Origin of the sequence: Skermanella stibiiresistens SB22, from assembly GCF_000576635.1 — a bacterium.
GTDB classification, from domain to species: domain Bacteria; phylum Pseudomonadota; class Alphaproteobacteria; order Azospirillales; family Azospirillaceae; genus Skermanella; species Skermanella stibiiresistens.
This window is the reverse complement of the sequence record NZ_AVFL01000004.1, coordinates 317,869-334,135: the sequence shown is the minus strand read 5'-3', so window position 1 is coordinate 334,135 and position 16,267 is coordinate 317,869. Positions and strand designations below refer to the sequence as shown.

At 65.8% G+C, this 16,267-nt stretch carries 13 protein-coding genes; 11 read left to right on the top strand and 2 right to left on the bottom strand.

Annotated elements, in window-relative coordinates:
- Nucleotides 1-177: 177 nt before the first annotated feature.
- The gene (serB, locus tag N825_RS08185; protein ID WP_037449395.1) at nt 178-1,077 is read right to left on the bottom strand and encodes a phosphoserine phosphatase SerB; all 900 of its coding nucleotides are present in this window, start codon (nt 1,075-1,077) and stop codon (nt 178-180) included.
- A gap of 107 nt (nt 1,078-1,184) precedes the next feature.
- On the opposite strand from serB, the gene miaA reads away from it, so the two are divergent.
- The 4 genes from miaA to ilvC all read left to right on the top strand — a co-directional run bounded on the left by miaA (nt 1,185) and on the right by ilvC (nt 5,827).
- Complete coding sequence (miaA, locus tag N825_RS08180; RefSeq protein WP_037449617.1) at nt 1,185-2,153, top strand: tRNA (adenosine(37)-N6)-dimethylallyltransferase MiaA; 969 nt, start codon at nt 1,185-1,187, stop codon at nt 2,151-2,153.
- 163 nt (nt 2,154-2,316) lie between these two features.
- Nucleotides 2,317-4,092, top strand: a complete 1,776-nt coding sequence (locus N825_RS08175) for an acetolactate synthase 3 large subunit (RefSeq protein WP_037449392.1) — start codon at nt 2,317-2,319, stop codon at nt 4,090-4,092.
- 104 nt (nt 4,093-4,196) lie between these two features.
- Nucleotides 4,197-4,703: an acetolactate synthase small subunit gene (gene ilvN / locus N825_RS08170; RefSeq protein WP_037449390.1), complete on the top strand. Its 507-nt coding sequence runs from the start codon at nt 4,197-4,199 to the stop codon at nt 4,701-4,703.
- A gap of 104 nt (nt 4,704-4,807) precedes the next feature.
- A complete protein-coding gene (ilvC, locus tag N825_RS08165) occupies nt 4,808-5,827 on the top strand; it encodes a ketol-acid reductoisomerase (RefSeq protein ID WP_037449388.1) in 1,020 nt (339 codons plus the stop codon).
- 145 nt (nt 5,828-5,972) lie between these two features.
- On the opposite strand, the gene N825_RS08160 is transcribed toward ilvC, so the two are convergent.
- Nucleotides 5,973-6,620 carry a sigma-70 family RNA polymerase sigma factor gene (locus N825_RS08160; protein ID WP_084164518.1) on the bottom strand — a complete coding sequence of 216 codons (648 nt, stop codon included), beginning with the start codon at nt 6,618-6,620 and terminating at the stop codon, nt 5,973-5,975.
- A gap of 1,035 nt (nt 6,621-7,655) precedes the next feature.
- Here N825_RS08160 and N825_RS08155 point away from each other — a divergent pair.
- The 7 genes from N825_RS08155 to N825_RS08125 all read left to right on the top strand — a co-directional run bounded on the left by N825_RS08155 (nt 7,656) and on the right by N825_RS08125 (nt 16,266).
- Nucleotides 7,656-9,266 (top strand): 2-isopropylmalate synthase, encoded by a 1,611-nt coding sequence (locus N825_RS08155; protein ID WP_084164516.1) that lies wholly within the window; start codon nt 7,656-7,658, stop codon nt 9,264-9,266.
- 143 nt (nt 9,267-9,409) lie between these two features.
- Nucleotides 9,410-10,453 (top strand): rod shape-determining protein, encoded by a 1,044-nt coding sequence (locus N825_RS08150; protein WP_037449385.1) that lies wholly within the window; start codon nt 9,410-9,412, stop codon nt 10,451-10,453.
- Nucleotides 10,454-10,549: 96 nt separating this feature from the next.
- Nucleotides 10,550-11,434, top strand: a complete 885-nt coding sequence (gene mreC, locus N825_RS08145; RefSeq protein ID WP_037449383.1) for a rod shape-determining protein MreC — start codon at nt 10,550-10,552, stop codon at nt 11,432-11,434.
- A gap of 19 nt (nt 11,435-11,453) precedes the next feature.
- On the top strand, nt 11,454-11,966 hold the full coding sequence (gene mreD / locus N825_RS08140) for a rod shape-determining protein MreD (protein WP_037449381.1): 513 nt from the start codon (nt 11,454-11,456) through the stop codon (nt 11,964-11,966).
- Between the two features lie 17 nt (nt 11,967-11,983).
- Complete coding sequence (mrdA, locus tag N825_RS08135) at nt 11,984-13,891, top strand: penicillin-binding protein 2 (protein ID WP_051511712.1); 1,908 nt, start codon at nt 11,984-11,986, stop codon at nt 13,889-13,891.
- The gene (rodA, locus tag N825_RS08130; RefSeq protein ID WP_037449378.1) at nt 13,888-15,039 is read left to right on the top strand and encodes a rod shape-determining protein RodA; all 1,152 of its coding nucleotides are present in this window, start codon (nt 13,888-13,890) and stop codon (nt 15,037-15,039) included. The genes mrdA and rodA overlap by 4 nt, the downstream gene beginning before the upstream one ends.
- A 564-nt stretch (nt 15,040-15,603) precedes the next feature.
- On the top strand, nt 15,604-16,266 hold the full coding sequence (locus N825_RS08125; RefSeq protein ID WP_037449375.1) for a hypothetical protein: 663 nt from the start codon (nt 15,604-15,606) through the stop codon (nt 16,264-16,266).
- Nucleotide 16,267 lies beyond the last annotated feature (1 nt).

Sequence of the window (16,267 nt, the reverse complement as noted above, 5' to 3'; positions counted from 1 at the left end):
CGGCCGCCGCGGCGGCGCAAAACTTCGGCGAGACGGCACCCGACGGCGCGGCTGTTCCGGATGCCGGAGTGGACGCGGCACCAGCGCCCGACGCGCCAGGGCCCGCCGAAGCCGTGACCGTTCCGGTGGCGGCCCCCGCGCTCGCCACCACAGCCTGAGCGCGGGAGGGATCGGGGATCAGGCTTTCCTGATCTCGTCCGCCCGGTAACCCTGGGCGTAGAGCAGCGCCGTCAGGTCGGACCGCTCGACCCGCGCCCGCGCCTGCGACGCCACCACCGGCTTGGCGTGGAACGCGACGCCAAGCCCGGCGGCCTGGAGCATCGGCAGGTCGTTAGCCCCGTCGCCCACGGTCATCGACTCCCGCAACGGGATGCGGTTGGCGCCGGCGACCCGGATCAGGGCCGCAACTTTGGCATCCTTGTCCAGGATCGGCTCGATGGCGTTGCCGCTCAGCTTGCCATCGACGATCTCCAGGTCGTTGGCCTGATCCTCGTCGAAGCCGACCAGCACCCGCACCCGTTCGGTGAAGAACTTGAAGCCGCCCGACACCAGCGCGCAATAGGCGCCGTTCGCCTTCATGGTCGCGACCAGTTCCACGGCACCCGGCATCAGCTCGACCCGGCGATGGGCCCGCTCCAGCGCGTCGACCGGCAGGTCCTTGAGCAGGGCGACGCGTTCGCGGAGCGCGTCCTTGAAATCGATCTCGCCGTTCATGGCGCGATAGGTGATCCCGGCGATCAGGTCCTTCAGCCCGACCATCTCGGCCAACTCGTCCAGCATCTCCTGGCGGATGATGGTCGACTCCATGTCGGCCACCAGCAGCCGCTTGCGGCGGCCTTCCACGGGCTGGGTGATCATGTCGACCGGACGGGTGGGGAGCGCCGCGTGGAGCGCCGCGTCGGCCTGATCGCAGTTGAGGCCGTCGAACGGCACGTCGCAGGCAATCCCCGGCGCCAGCCAGTCCGGCGCGCCCGTCTCGGCACCGAGCGCCGACAGGGCGGCGCGCGCGGCGGCGACCGTGCTATCGTCCAGGTCGGCGGCGGCGGGATCGGCGATGAGGGTCAGAACATTGATCATCTGAAATATCCGGGTTCAATTGAATCAACCGGCTAATCAACCGGGAGGCGACGTTCCGCCGCCTTTATGAGCCGTGCCTTTATGAAATGTCGAACCAAGCCTTGTCCATGACCGATCAAGCCACGTCCACCGAAACCAGAACCAAACCCGTCGTGGTCGTCGGGGGTCCGACCGCCAGCGGCAAGTCCGCCCTGGCGCTCGACCTCGCCGAGGAGTTCGGCGGCACCGTGATCAACGCCGACAGCATGCAGGTCTACGCCGAGCTGTCGGTCCTGACCGCCCGTCCCGGCGCCGCCGACGAGGCCCGCGTGCCGCACCGGCTTTATGGCGTCATGCCGGCGTCGGTGCGCTGTTCCGCCGCGCGCTGGCGCGGGCTGGCCCTGGCGGAGATCGCCGCGGCCCACGCGTCCGGCCGGCTGCCGATCGTGGTCGGCGGCACCGGGCTCTATATCAAGGCGCTGATGGAGGGACTGGCCGACATCCCGCCGATCCCGGAGGAGATCCGCACCGCCATCCGCGCCCTTCACGCCGACCTCGGCAGCCCTGGCCTCCACGCCCTGCTGGCGGAGCGCGACCCGGCCACGGCGGCGCGGCTGAAGCCGGGCGACACACAGCGCCTGGGCCGCGCGCTGGAGGTGCTGGAGGCGACCGGCCGGTCCATCACCGAGTGGCAGTCCGACCCGGCGGCCGGGCCGCCCGAAGGTCTCCGCTTCCTGCCCATCGTGGTCGATCCGCCGCGCGACGTCCTGTACGCCGCCTGCGACCGACGCTTCGGCGTCATGATCGACCGTGGCGCCCTCGACGAGGTGCGGGCGCTGGATGGCCTGGGATTGCCGGCCGACCTGCCGGTGATGAAGGCGCTTGGCGTGCCGGAACTCTCGGCCCACCTTCGGGGCTCCATGGGCCTGGACGAGGCCGCCGCCGCCGCCCGCATGTCGACCCGGCGCTATGCCAAACGGCAGGGCACTTGGTTCCGCCACCAACTGGCCCCGATGCATGGCTGCCATGTGATTAACGCGCAATATTCGGAAAGCCTGCGGCGAGGCGTTGGCAACTTAATTCGCAAAATGGGTTGACCATGGAAAATGTTTTGATTAGTTTGCGACTTCCCGGCTCCTGGGTCACCCCCGGACCGCTGGGATAACTCGCTGAAATTCCTGACATTCCGCGAGATTTTCACGGATAGGGACGCGACGCCCGCACCGACGCGCGGGCGCGTATAGACGAAGGTAGAGAGAGATGTCCGAGAACAAGCTGACCGGTGCGGAGATCGTCATCAAGGCCTTGAAGGATCAGGGCGTGGACGTAATTTTCGGGTATCCCGGCGGCGCGGTACTTCCGATCTATGACGCCCTGTTCAAGCAGAACGATCTGCGCCACATCCTCGTGCGGCACGAACAGGCGGCGGTCCACGCGGCGGAAGGTTACGCGCGCTCGACCGGCAAGGTCGGCGCGGTTCTCGTGACGTCCGGCCCCGGCGCCACCAACGCGGTCACCGGCCTGACCGACGCGCTGATGGACAGCATCCCGATCGTCTGCCTGTGCGGTCAGGTCCCCACCCACCTGATCGGCAACGACGCCTTCCAGGAAGCGGACACGACCGGCATCACCCGGCCCTGCACCAAGCACAACTACCTGGTCAAGGACGTCGCCAATCTGGCGCGGACGATGCACGAGGCCTTCTATGTCGCCCGCAGCGGCCGTCCCGGCCCGGTCGTGATCGACATCCCCAAGGACGTGCAGTTCGCGGAAGGGCCCTATGTCCCGCCGACCGAGGTCAAGCACAAGACCTACCGTCCGCAGGTCAAGGCGGAGCTGTCGCGCGTCGAGGAGGCGGTGGAACTGATCGCCAACGCCAAGCGCCCGATCTTCTACACCGGCGGCGGCGTCATCAACTCCGGCCCGCTGGCGTCCAAGCTGCTGACGCAGTTCGTCCGCATGACCGGCTATCCCTGCACCAACACGCTGATGGGCCTTGGCGCGTATCCGGCGTCGGACCCGCAGTTCCTGGGCATGCTGGGGATGCACGGCACCTACGAGGCGAACCTCGCCATGCACGGGTGCGACGTCATGATCAACATCGGCGCGCGGTTCGACGACCGCGTCACCGGCAAGCTGTCGGAGTTCTCGCCCGGCAGCAAGAAGATCCACGTCGACATCGATCCCAGCTCGATCAACAAGAACGTCCGGGTCGACATCCCGATCGTCGGCGACTGCGCCCACGTGCTGGAGGACATGATCCGCATCTGGAAGGCGCGCCAGAAGCGGCCCGATCAGGCCGCGCTCAAGAACTGGTGGGGCCAGATCACGGAGTGGCGGAAGCGCGACTGCCTGCGCTACATCCACACCGACCCGATCATCAAGCCGCAATACGCGCTTGAGCGCCTGCGCGAACTGACCCGGAAACACGACACCTACATCACGACCGAGGTCGGCCAGCACCAGATGTGGGCCGCCCAGTTCCTGCCGTTCGAGGAGCCGAACCGCTGGATGACCTCGGGCGGGCTGGGCACCATGGGCTATGGCTTGCCGGCCGCGATCGGCACCCAGATCGCCCATCCGGACAGCCTGGTGATCGACGTCTCGGGCGAGGCGTCGTTCATGATGAACATGCAGGAGATGGCGACCGCCGTGCAGTACAATCTGCCGGTCAAGATCCTGATCCTGAACAACCAGTACATGGGCATGGTCCGCCAGTGGCAGGAACTGCTGCACGGCAGCCGCTATTCGCAGAGCTACAGCGAGGCCCTGCCGGACTTCGTCAAGATGGCCGAGGCGTTCGGCGGCGTCGGGTTGCGCGCCACCAAGGTGTCCGAGGTCGACGACGTGCTGAACCAGATGATCGACATTCGCCGTCCGGTGATCGTCGACATGTGCGTCGACCAGAAGGAAAACTGCTTCCCGATGATCCCGGGCGGCCGCGCGCACAACGAGATCCTGCTCGGCCCGGCGGATCAGCTGGGCGAGAGCATGTCGCGCGACAGCACTCCCGAAGAGGGCATGGTCCTGGTATAAGCGCGCCGCTTCCCGGCGGTTATCCGGCCGGTTCCGCACCCTGGCGGAGCCGGCGGCACCTTGCGCAGACACCACCCAACCAAGTCCCTCCTGGAGCCCGTCCCGTGGAAAGCACGATTGAAAAACACACCATCTCGGTCCTGGTCGACAACGAGCCGGGCGTGCTCGCGCGCGTCATCGGCCTGTTCTCCGGCCGCGGCTACAATATCGAGAGCCTGACCGTCGCCGAGGTCGATGCCGAACAGCAAGTCTCGCGCATCACCATCGTGACCAGCGGCACCCGGATGATCATCGAGCAGATCAAGAACCAGCTCGACCGGCTGGTTCCGGTTCACCGCGTCCGCGACCTGACCGACGAAGGCCCGTTCATCGAGCGCGAGCTGGCGCTGATCAAGGTGGCCGGCACCGGCGACCGCCGGATCGAGAGCCTGCGCATCGCCGACATCTTCAAGGCCCGCGTGGTCGACGCCACGCTCAACTCGTTCGTGTTCGAAATGACCGGCACGGCGGCCCAGCTTGACGACTTCATCGGGCTGATGCGTCAGCTCGGGCTGGTCGACGTCAGCCGGACCGGCGCCGCCGCCATCTCCAAAGGCGCCGCCAGCCTGTAACAACGAAAGAGCGGAACTTTTCCCAGCCCCAAACCCGGCGTACCCTGCCGGGAACAACCCGCCTGAAGCAACCAGACTGTAGCGAAAACCGAGGAAATACCACCATGCGCGTCTATTACGATCGTGATGCCGACGTCAACCTGATCAAGGGCAAGAAGGTCTGCATCGTCGGCTATGGCAGCCAGGGCCACGCCCATGCCAATAACCTGCGCGACAGCGGCGTAAAGGACGTGATCGTCGGCGCCCGGCCCGGCAGCCCGAGCGGCGCCAAGGCGGAAGCGGCCGGCTTCACCGTCATGACCCCGGCGGAAGCCGCCAAGATCGCCGACGTGATCATGGTGCTGACCCCCGACGAGCTGCAGGCCGACCTGTATCGCGACCACTTGGCTCCGAACATGAAGGAGGGCGCCGCCCTCGCCTTCGCCCATGGCCTGAACATCCACTTCAGCCTGATCGAGCCGCGCGCCGACATCGACGTGTTCATGATCGCCCCGAAGGGTCCCGGCCACACCGTGCGCAGCGAATACGTGCGCGGCGGCGGCGTTCCCTCGCTGGTCGCGGTCCATCAGAACCCGTCGGGCAACGCGCTCGAAGTGGCGCTGTCCTACGCCTCGGCCAACGGCGGCGGCCGCGCCGGCGTGATCGAGACGACCTTCAAGGAAGAATGCGAGACCGACCTGTTCGGTGAGCAGGCCGTGCTGTGCGGCGGCTTGACCGCCCTGATCCAGGCGGGCTTCGAGACGCTGGTGGAAGCCGGCTACGCGCCCGAGATGGCCTATTTCGAGTGCCTGCACGAGGTCAAGCTGATCGTCGACCTGATCTACGAGGGCGGCATGGCCAACATGCGCTACTCGATCAGCAACACCGCCGAGTATGGCGACTACACCCGCGGCCCGCGCATCGTCACCGCCGAGACCAAGGCCGAGATGAAGCGCATCCTGGAGGACATCCAGTCCGGCCGCTTCACCCGCGACTGGATCCAGGAGTGCAAGGTCGGCCAGCCCAGCTTCAAGGCCACCCGCCGCCGCAACGCCGAGCACCAGATCGAGGAAGTCGGCGAGAAGCTGCGCGCCATGATGCCGTGGATCGCCGCCAACAAGCTGGTCGACAAGACCAAGAACTAAGCTCCCCGCTTTACCGGTGTCTCCGGGCCTTCCACAGATGGGAGAGGTCCGGACGACGCGGCGGAACGGAGGCGCACAAAAGAAAAGGCCGCCGCCCTGTCACGGGGCGGCGGCCTTTTCTTTTCCGAGGCGATCCGCCTGCGAATCAGGTCCCGGTGCGAAGCTCTCGCGCTTCCAGGTCCATGCTGGTCTGGACCGTCCGGGCGGCGGCGGCGGCCGAGCGCTGGAAGGCCAGCACGACGGCGGCCATCTCGCGGCTGGTCGCCGGGGTCAGCGGACGGCCGGGCAAGCGGGTGATGCCGTCCTCGCCGACTTCGCCGTCCATCAGGCGGCGCAGCGCCTCGCGGCCACGGCACAGGCGGGACTTGACGGTGCCGACCTTGGCGCCGAGCACGTCGGCCGCTTCCTCGTAGCTCATGCCCTCGAGACCGATCAGCAGAAGCACCTCCCGCATCTCGGGGGTCAGTCGGGCCAGGGCGCGTTCCAGATCACGGACCGCCAGACCATGCTCCTGAGCGGCCGGAGCCGGAGGGCTCAGCGCTTCGAGGGTTTCGTCCGGTGTCGCGGTGGTGCGGGCGCGACGCAATTCGTTGATATGCGCGTTACGCAGGATCGTGAACAGCCAGGCCCGCATGTTGGTGCCCGGAGTATAGCTGTCGAGCCGGGTCAAAGCCCGCTCCAGAGTGTCCTGGACCAGATCGTCGGCCCGTTCCGGATGTCCCACCAAGGCGCGCGCGAAACGGCGCAGTGCGGGAATCTCCTGTTCCAACCGGTCTAGCGTATTTTCAGCCATTTGTGACAGCCTCCCAGGACATTTCCGACTTCGCGCTGTTGAGTAAGGATGGGATGGATGAGCGCAACATCATTTCTCCACTTCCTGACCGGCTCCAACCATCCGAGAACGACGGTGCCGGCCTGTTTGGATGAACCACCACCCGGGCATTCGACCCTGTGACCGGCATCGACCGATCACACGGAGCCCCAATGGATGAAAACCTGAAACGTCGATTGGTTCCCACGTCCCACTAAAATTTTTTTCCGCCAGCCTTCCAGCCTATCCCAGATGACTTTTCACGATTTCAGCGGTTTGCGGGATCGCTGGACCCGCAAAGAAACGTTCCGGCCGTCATCGCGACATCTAGGATATGGCACCGCGGTCTCGCAACACGACCTATCTTTAAGAAACAAATCGCTACCTCCAACGTCATAGCGTGACGTTCGGTAACCCTTTTTATTTCGAGGACGGTTCGCTGTGCGCACGGATGCGCGGAATATCCGGAACGTCGCCGCCACCATGGCCGAAAACGGTTGCGGGACACCCTACCCTTGCTTTAGAGATAGCGGCTAGGGCATCGACAGGATCACAGTATCCGGCCAAGTGCCTTAACGCAAATTTAACCATAACGGCGCCACCTTGGCACCAGCAGCTGGCCCCACACTTCCCAACGCCTCATCGGCCGACGCCTCTTGGGCGGACAGGGAAACTCCAGGGCCATTTGACCGAAGGCAGAGACACTGGTGATAACGCAGGCTCGCACGACCGACATCAGGAAGGCCCCTCGCGGGGACCGGATGGATGCGCGCGCCCTGACCAACATCGCCAGCACGATCCTGCCGGAAGCGCTGCCGTCTGCCCGTGGGCCGCATGGGGCTCTCCTTCCGCGACTTATGCGCCCCTGAGCGCCGCCGTCGTCATCGACAGGTGTTCAGGGGGATCATGGCGCTCGCGCCATCCGTTGACGTCGCGAAACTGATTTCGGCTTCGCCCGCGTGATGATCGTCCAAGACGGTCGCGGGTGCCGGTAAGCACGGAAGGATGAAGTCCCAAATGACCGCCACCACCAATTCCACCGCCGCCAACTCCGCCCCGACCCCAGCCCCCACTCCGGCCCAGGTCAACGACGCCAACCGCGTCATCATCTTCGACACCACGCTGCGCGATGGCGAGCAGTCGCCCGGCGCCTCCATGAACCTGGAGGAGAAGCTGCGGATAGCCCGCGTGCTGGAGGAGATGGGCGTCGACGTGATCGAGGCCGGCTTCCCGATCGCCTCCAACGGCGATTTCGAGGCGGTGCGCGAGGTCGGCAAGGTCGTCCGCAACTCGGTCATCGCCGGCCTGTCGCGCGCCAACCGCCGCGACATCGACCGCGCCGCCGAGGCCCTGCAGTTCGCCGAGCGGAAGCGCATCCACACCTTCATCTCCACCAGCCCGCTGCACATGAAGTACAAGCTGCAGATGGAGCCGGAGAAGGTGCTGGAGGCGATCTGGGACAGCGTCTCGCACGCCCGGAGCTATGTCGACGACGTCGAGTGGAGCGCCGAGGACGGCTCGCGCACCGAGCACGATTTCCTGTGCCGCTGCGTCGAGACCGCGATCAAGGCCGGCGCCACCACGATCAACATCCCCGACACCGTCGGCTATGGCGTGCCGGAGGAATACGGCGCGCTGTTCACCATGCTGTTCAACCGCGTGCCCAACGCCGACAAGGCGATCTTCTCGGTCCATTGCCACAACGATCTGGGTCTGGCCGTCGCCAACTCGCTGGCCGGCGTCGCCGCCGGTGCCCGGCAGATCGAGTGCACGATCAACGGTCTGGGCGAGCGGGCCGGCAACGCGGCGCTGGAGGAGATCGTCATGGCGATGCGCACCCGCGCCGACGCCATGCCCTATTCCAACGGCATTCAGACCGAGCAGATCATGACCGCGTCCAGGCTGGTATCCGCCGTGACCGGCTTCGTGGTCCAGCCTAACAAGGCGATCGTCGGCAAGAACGCCTTCGCGCACGAGTCCGGCATCCACCAGGACGGCATGCTGAAGAACGCCCAGACCTACGAGATCATGACGCCGGAGTCGGTCGGCCTGAACCGCTCGACGCTGGTGATGGGCAAGCATTCCGGCCGCGCCGCCTTCCGCGCCAAGCTGAAGGATCTGGGCTACGCGCTGGGTGACAACGCGATCGAGGAGACCTTCGTCCGCTTCAAGGATCTGGCGGACAAGAAGAAGGACGTCTTCGACGAGGACATCATCGCCCTGGTCGACGACAGCATCGGCAGCACCAACGAGCGCATCCGCTTCGTCTCGCTGATGGTGGTCGCCGGCTCCAAGGGTCCCCAGCGGGCCGAGCTGGAGCTGGAGATCGACGGCGAGCTGGTGACCACGGTCGCGACCGGCTCCGGTCCGGTCGACGCCACCTTCAACGCCATCTCGGCCTTGTTCCCCCACGAGGCCAAGCTGCAACTGTATCAAGTCCACGCCGTGACCGAGGGGACCGACGCGCAAGCCGAGGTCACCGTCCGGCTGGAGGAGAACGGCAAGACGGTCAACGGCCAGGGCGCCGACACGGATACCCTGGTCGCCAGCTGCCGCGCCTATGTCCACGCCCTGAACAAGCTGCTGACCAAGCGTCAGAAAACCGCGCCGGAAGCACTCTCCGCTTGAGTGACCCACGGCGTTGCTTTATTCAAACGGATGGTGGCCCCCCTGCCCGGGCCACCATCCAGGTTACCCCGACGGCGGCTCCCGCTTGAGCCGCCGTTGTCTCGGATGGGCCTCGTCAACCGGATGAAGAGTTAGCCAACTCCATGTTTTCCAAACTGCTCGGCGTCTTGTCGGCCGACATGGCGATCGATCTCGGTACGGCCAACACCCTGGTTTACGTCAAGGGCCGGGGGATTGTCCTGAACGAGCCGTCGGTCGTCGCCATCGCCACCATCCGCGGCAAGAAGCAGGTGCTGGCGGTTGGCGACGAAGCCAAAATGATGCTGGGACGCACTCCTGGCAACATCCAGGCGATCCGGCCGCTGCGCGACGGCGTCATCGCCGATTTCGACGTGGCGGAGGAGATGATCAAGCACTTCATCCGCAAGGTCCACAACCGGCGCAGCTTCGCCAGCCCGCAAGTCATCATCTGCGTGCCGTCGGGCTCCACCGCGGTCGAGCGGCGCGCGATCCAGGAATCGGCCGAGTCCGCCGGCGCCCGCCGCGTCTTCCTGATCGAGGAGCCGATGGCCGCCGCGATCGGCGCCGGCCTGCCGGTGACCGAGCCGACCGGGTCGATGGTGGTCGACATCGGCGGCGGCACGACCGAGGTCGCCGTGCTCTCGCTGGGGGGCATCGTCTATTCCCGCTCCGTCCGCGTCGGCGGCGACAAGATGGACGAGGCGATCATCGGCTATATCCGGCGCAACCACAATTTGCTGGTTGGCGAGGGATCGGCCGAGCGGATCAAGAAGGAGATCGGCTCCGCCTGCCCGCCCGAGGATGGCGAGGGCCGGATCATGGAGATCAAGGGCCGCGACCTGATGAACGGCGTGCCCAAGGAACTGATCATCAGCGAGCGCCAGATCGCCGAGTCCCTGTCCGAACCGGTCAGCGCGATCATCGAGGCGGTCAAGGTGGCGCTGGAGCACACCGCCCCCGAACTGGCCGCCGACATCGTTGACAAGGGCATCGTCCTGACCGGCGGCGGCGCCCTGCTGAGCAACCTCGACTACGTGCTGCGCCACGCCACCGGCCTGCCGGTCTCGATCGCGGACGACCCGCTGTCCTGCGTGGCGTTGGGCACGGGCCGGGCTCTCGAAGAGATGAAGACGCTCAAGCACGTCCTCATCCAAATGTACACCTGATATTCATCCCCGACGCGGCAGTATCCTTGATCGGGGGTCACCGCCAAGCTGTTTCCCGCCCCCGGCTTCGGCCCCGCACAGCACAGGAAAGGCCCCGTGAAGACACGCGCCACCGGATCCGTGGTTCGTCTCGCCGCACCCCTGCGCGCGCTGGCCCAGCGATTCTCGTTTCTGCTGCTGGTGCTGGCGGCCATCGCGCTGATGATGGTCGGCAAGGTCGATACCGTCCTGGTCGATGGCATCCGCGGCCGGGTGACCGACGCCTTCGCGCCGATCCTGGACGCCATCTCGCGCCCGGCCGCGACGGCGGCCCGCTTCGTCGAGAGCGTCCACGAGGTGGTCAACCTGCGCGCCGAGAACGAGCGGCTACGCACCGAGAACGAGGCCCTGCTGCGCTGGCAGCAGGCGGCCCAGCGGCTTGACGGTGAGAACCGCAGCCTGCGCAGCCTGTTGAACTACAAGCCGGAACTGGCGTCCTCCTATGTCACCGCCCGCGTCGTGGCCGATCCCGGCGGCGCCTTCGTCCGCACCGTCGTGGTCACCGCCGGACAGCGCGACGGCGTCCGCTCCGGTCAGGCCGCCGTGTCGGGCCGCGGGCTGATGGGCCGCGTCGTCCAGGCCGGCGAGTGGTCGGCGCGCGTGCTGCTGATCACCGACCTCAATTCCCGCATCCCCGTCCTGATCGAGCCGTCGCGCCAGCGGGCCGTGATGAGCGGCGACAATTCGGGCCAGCCGCGCCTGCTCTACCTGTCGGGCGACACGGCACTGGCGGTCGGCGACCGGGTCGTCACCTCGGGCCATGGCGGCATCTTCCCGCCCGGCCTGCCGGTCGGCTTGGTGTCCGAGGTCGGCGAGAGCCGCGTCCGGGTGCAGCCCTTCGTCGATCCCGACCGGGTCGAGCACCTGCAACTGGTCAATTTCGGGCTGCCCGGCGGACTGGGCGCCAATATCCCGGCGGATCCCGCCGGCGGCCTGCGATAGCCCCGCCGGGATCCGTGCCATGACCGGCGGCTTCTGGAGCAGGCTCGACCAGACCGGACGCAACATCGCGCCCTTCGCGGTGACCGTCGCCTTGATGCTGTTCGGCATGGTGCCGCTGCGGCTGCCGAGCTACGCGGCGGTGGCGCCCATGCTGCCGCTGATGGCGCTTTATTACTGGGTGATCCACCGGCCCGACCTGCTCAGGCCCAGCGTCGCCTTCGGCCTGGGGCTGCTCCAGGACCTGCTGAGCGGGACGCCGCTGGGGATGACGCCGCTGATCTATGTCCTGGTCTATTGGGTGGTGCTGACCCAGCGCCGCTTCTTCCTGGGGACCTCCTTCACCATGCTGTGGTTCGGCTTCGCGCTGATCGCGTTCGGGGCCAGCGTCGTCGGCTGGCTCGCTTGGTCGATCCTCAACCTCCGCCTGCTGTCGCCCGATCCGGCCCTGATGCAGGCGGTCATGACGGTCGCGGTGTTCCCGGTGTTCGGATGGCTGTTCATCCGCATCCACCGCGCGTTCCTCCAGGCCTGACGGGGAGCTCGAACGCCATGGAGCGCGATACCGACCGCTACCGCGGACTGACCCGACGGGCCTTGATGCTGGGCGGCATGCAGGTTGGATTGCTGTCCACGCTGGTCGCCCGGATGTATTATCTCCAGGTCCTGGAATCCGACCGCTACTCCACGCTGGCCGACGAGAACCGCATCAACATGCGCCTGCTCGCTCCGTCGCGCGGGCAGGTGCTGGACCGCTTCGGCGTGCCTCTGGCGGTCAACCAGCAGAATTTTCGCGTCGTGATGGTGTCGGAGCAGGCGCGCAAGATCGACCGGGTGCTGACCCTGGTCTCGGAAATCGTGCCGCTGACCGACGCCGACTGGCGTCGGATCACCCGCGAGATCCAGCGGAAGCGCGCCTTCGTCCCGGTCACGGTCAAGGACAACCTGTCCTGGGAGCAGGTCACCATGATCGAGGTCAACGCGCCCGACCTGCCGGGCGTGTCGATCGAGGTCGGCGAGCTGCGCAGCTATCCCTACGAGACCTCGACCGCCCATTTCCTGGGTTATGTCGGCGCCGTGTCGGAATCGGAGTTGAACGGCGATCCGGTGCTGGCGCTGCCCGGCTTCCGGATCGGCAAGTCCGGGCTGGAGAAGTTCCATGACGCCAACCTGCGCGGCGTCGCCGGCACAAGCCAGCTGGAGGTCAACGCCGTTGGCCGGGTGATCCGGGAGTTGTCTCGCGAGGAGGGTCAGCCCGGCCGGGACATCACGCTGACCGTCGACATCGGCTTGCAGCAATACGCGCAGGATCGGCTGAAGGATCAGAAGAGCGCCGCGGCGGTGGTGATGGACGTCCACACCGGCGGCATCTATTCCATGGCGTCGAACCCCAGCTACGATCCGAACCTGTTCACCACGGGGATCAACGCCGAGACCTGGGAGGACCTGCTGTCCGACCCGGCGACTCCGCTGACCAACAAGGTGATCGCCGGGCAATACGCGCCGGGCTCGACCTTCAAGATGCTGGTGGCCCTGGCCGCGCTGGACAGCGGCATCATCGGACCCCGGCATACCGTGCATTGCCCTGGTCACATGGATCTGGGCGATCACCGGTTCCATTGCTGGAAGAGGGGCGGCCACGGCACACTCGATCTGGTAGGCGCGCTCAAGCACTCCTGCGACACCTTCTTCTACGATCTGGCACGCCGGATCGGCATCGACCGCATCCACGACATGGGCAAGCGGTTCGGCATGGGCCAGCGCACCCAGCTGGACCTGCCCAGCGAGCGGCCCGGACTGATGCCAAGCCGCGACTGGAAGCAGGCCAATTTGGGCAAGTCGTGGACGCAGGGCGAGAGCCTGATCGCCGCGATCGGCCAGGGCTATGTGCTGGCGACGCCGCTCCAGCTGGCGGTGATGCTGTCGCGGATGGTCAATGGCGGCTTCGCGGTCAAGCCGCACCTGACCCGCCAAGTCGAGCGCGGCCCGGCGGAACAGACCGCGTGGCCACCGATGGGCGTCAACAAGGCCCATATCGAGATGGTGATCCAGGGCATGAACGCCGTGATGAACCAGCCGGACGGCACCGCCTACAAGATGCGGATCACCGAACCCGGCTTCGAGATGGGTGGTAAGACGGGAACCAGCCAGGTCCGCCGCATCACCATGGCGGAACGCAGCACCGGCGTGCTGAAGAACGACCAGCTGCCGTGGCGCCAGCGCGACCACGCCTTGTTCATCGGCTTCGCGCCGTTGCGGGCACCCCGCTACGCCTGCGCGGTGATCGTCGAGCACGGTGGCGGCGGCTCGGCCGTGGCGGCCCCGATCGCGCGCGATCTGCTGCTGGAGGTCCAGCGCCGCGACAGCGCGCGCGGAGCGTCCCAGGTCTCCAGCGCCGAGGGAGCCCCCGAGCCCTCCCCGACGGTCCCCAACACTTCTCCCCGGAAGGTCGGCGGATGAGCGGCGACCTGCTGGGCCATCAACCCGAACTGACGCTGACCGAGAAGCTCTGGCAAATCAATTGGAAGCTGATCCTGCTGCTGACGGCGATCGCCAGCATCGGCTGGGCCATGCTGTTCTCCGCCGCCAATGGCAACATCGACCCCTGGGCGTCACGGCAGGCGGTGCGGTTCGGCGCCGGCATCTGTGTCATGATCCTGGTCGGGCTGATCGATCTCAGGATCTGGCTCCGCCTGTCCTATCCGATCTACGGCGTGGCGCTGGTCCTGCTGATCGCCGTCGAGATCGTCGGCGAGATCGGCATGGGCGCGCAGCGCTGGATCGACCTGGGCGTCATCCAGATCCAGCCATCCGAGATCATGAAGATCGCCATCGTGCTGGCGCTCGCCCGCTATTTCCACGGCGCCTCGCTGGAGGAGGTCGGGCGGCCGACCTTCCTGATCGCCCCGCTGCTGATGGTACTGGCGCCGGTCGGGCTGGTGATGAAGCAGCCGGACCTTGGCACCGCGCTGATGGTGATGATGGTCGGCGGCGCCCTCTTCTTCCTGGTCGGCGTCCGGCTGTGGAAGTTCGCCATCATCATCGCGGCGGGCGGCGGCTCCGTTCCGATCGCGTGGCAGTTCCTGCACGACTACCAGAAGAACCGGGTGCTGATCTTCCTCAACCCGGAGAACGACCCGCTCGGCGCCGGCTACCACATCACGCAGTCGAAGATCGCGCTGGGGTCCGGCGGCATCTCCGGCCGCGGTTTCATGATGGGGACGCAGAGCCACCTGAACTTCCTGCCGGAGAAGCAGACCGACTTCATCTTCACCATGCTGGCGGAGGAGCTGGGCATGATCGGCGGCGTCTGCCTGCTGCTGCTCTACACCCTGCTGATGGCCTACGGCGTGATCATCTCGCTGCGCTGCCGCAACCAGTTCGGCCGGTTGGTCGGATTGGGCGTCACGACCAACCTGTTCCTATACGTCTTCATCAACATCGCCATGGTGATGGGCCTGATCCCCGTGGTCGGCATCCCCCTGCCCCTGATCTCGTATGGCGGCACCGCCATGCTGACCGTCCTGTTCGGCTTCGGCCTCGTGATGTCCGTCTATATCCACCGCGACGTCCGCATCACGCGGCGGACGATGGCCGGCGAGATGTGAGCGGGATGCTTGATCCCAATCGCAAAAAACTGTCACGCGGGCGGTTTTTTGCCATCGACAAGGCATGTTCGCTTTGCTATCTACCCCTCGTCGCCGGACGACGGTCGGAAACGAACGGAACATGGTGACGGGCATCGCGGTGGCGATGTTTTGTTGGCAGGAGGTGTTTAGGATCTTCTGAGGTTTGTTACTGGCACTTGAGGGCGCATAGCTCAGTTGGTAGAGCAGCTGACTCTCGATGGGAGCCCATGATGGAAACGTCATGGTGAATAAGGGGTCAAATTCGGGGAACGCTACGGACTTCCGTCCTTGCCAATCCCGAGCCAAGCTTGGTTCGAAAGAACCTTGAAGGTGTAGAGACTAGACGGCCCCCACCTAACGGCTTCGGCCCATGGTGATGGTATAGTCCAGACCGCAAACACCGGCTTCCGGTGGCGATGAAAATCGTGGTGGTATGTAATCAGCGGGCCCAAGGTTCGAGTCCTTGTGCGCCCACCATTCCTCGCCAGGAACGGCTTTAGACTTTCCTAAACCCCCGCCTTCCAACCGCAGGGTGTCGATAGGATGCCCGCAGTTGATGGTCAGATCGAGAACGCGTTCGACTTGGTCGATGACGCTTGTTCCACTGGCGCTGATACGGCAACTCTCCCTTCTTCGCGCATCAAGGCCCAAGCTGCTGGACAGGCAACTTACTTCACGGGAAAACCGTGCAAGAACGGTCACATTTCCAAGCGGTACACCAACACGGGTTCTTGCCAACTCCGTATCCAAGCTCGCAATACCGCCTTCAGGTCGGAGAACCCCGAGAGAACGCGGGAGTTGGACCGGAGCCGTCACACCCGGCAAGCCGATGTCGACAGACGCAAGCTTCCGCGTGGTGAGGAGAAAAACCGCAGCCCATATTACAGGCTCTTGTGGCTGACGCGGCACCGCGCGCGGAGGGATGGCATACACTGCGACCTTACGGACGCCGATCTTCAAGATATTATCGCCCGAGCCAAGGGTGAATGTGAACTGACGGGTATACCGTTCGACCGGACCCTATCGGGACAGGGGTACCGTAGACCCTTCGCGGCATCGATCGATCGGATCGACAATTCCAAGGGCTATACCCGCCCCAATGTGCGGCTCGTATGTGCCGCCATGAATGTCGCCTTGGGCGATTGGGGCGAGGAAGTCTTCGCCCGCATCGCCAAAGGATATCTCGCCCGTCGTTCGACGGAGTGAT

What these genes read in the sequence shown, in the direction of transcription:
- N825_RS08160 (WP_084164518.1), bottom strand. Translation starts at nt 6,620, where the DNA reads ATGGCTGAAAATACGCTAGACCGGTTGGAACAGGAGATTCCCGCACTG.
- N825_RS08155 (WP_084164516.1), top strand. Translation starts at nt 7,656, where the DNA reads ATGACCGCCACCACCAATTCCACCGCCGCCAACTCCGCCCCGACCCCA.
- serB (WP_037449395.1), bottom strand. Translation starts at nt 1,077, where the DNA reads ATGATCAATGTTCTGACCCTCATCGCCGATCCCGCCGCCGCCGACCTG.
- N825_RS08125 (WP_037449375.1), top strand. Translation starts at nt 15,604, where the DNA reads ATGCCCGCAGTTGATGGTCAGATCGAGAACGCGTTCGACTTGGTCGAT.
- mreD (WP_037449381.1), top strand. Translation starts at nt 11,454, where the DNA reads ATGACCGGCGGCTTCTGGAGCAGGCTCGACCAGACCGGACGCAACATC.
- rodA (WP_037449378.1), top strand. Translation starts at nt 13,888, where the DNA reads ATGAGCGGCGACCTGCTGGGCCATCAACCCGAACTGACGCTGACCGAG.
- miaA (WP_037449617.1), top strand. Translation starts at nt 1,185, where the DNA reads ATGACCGATCAAGCCACGTCCACCGAAACCAGAACCAAACCCGTCGTG.
- ilvC (WP_037449388.1), top strand. Translation starts at nt 4,808, where the DNA reads ATGCGCGTCTATTACGATCGTGATGCCGACGTCAACCTGATCAAGGGC.
- N825_RS08150 (WP_037449385.1), top strand. Translation starts at nt 9,410, where the DNA reads ATGTTTTCCAAACTGCTCGGCGTCTTGTCGGCCGACATGGCGATCGAT.
- N825_RS08175 (WP_037449392.1), top strand. Translation starts at nt 2,317, where the DNA reads ATGTCCGAGAACAAGCTGACCGGTGCGGAGATCGTCATCAAGGCCTTG.
- mrdA (WP_051511712.1), top strand. Translation starts at nt 11,984, where the DNA reads ATGGAGCGCGATACCGACCGCTACCGCGGACTGACCCGACGGGCCTTG.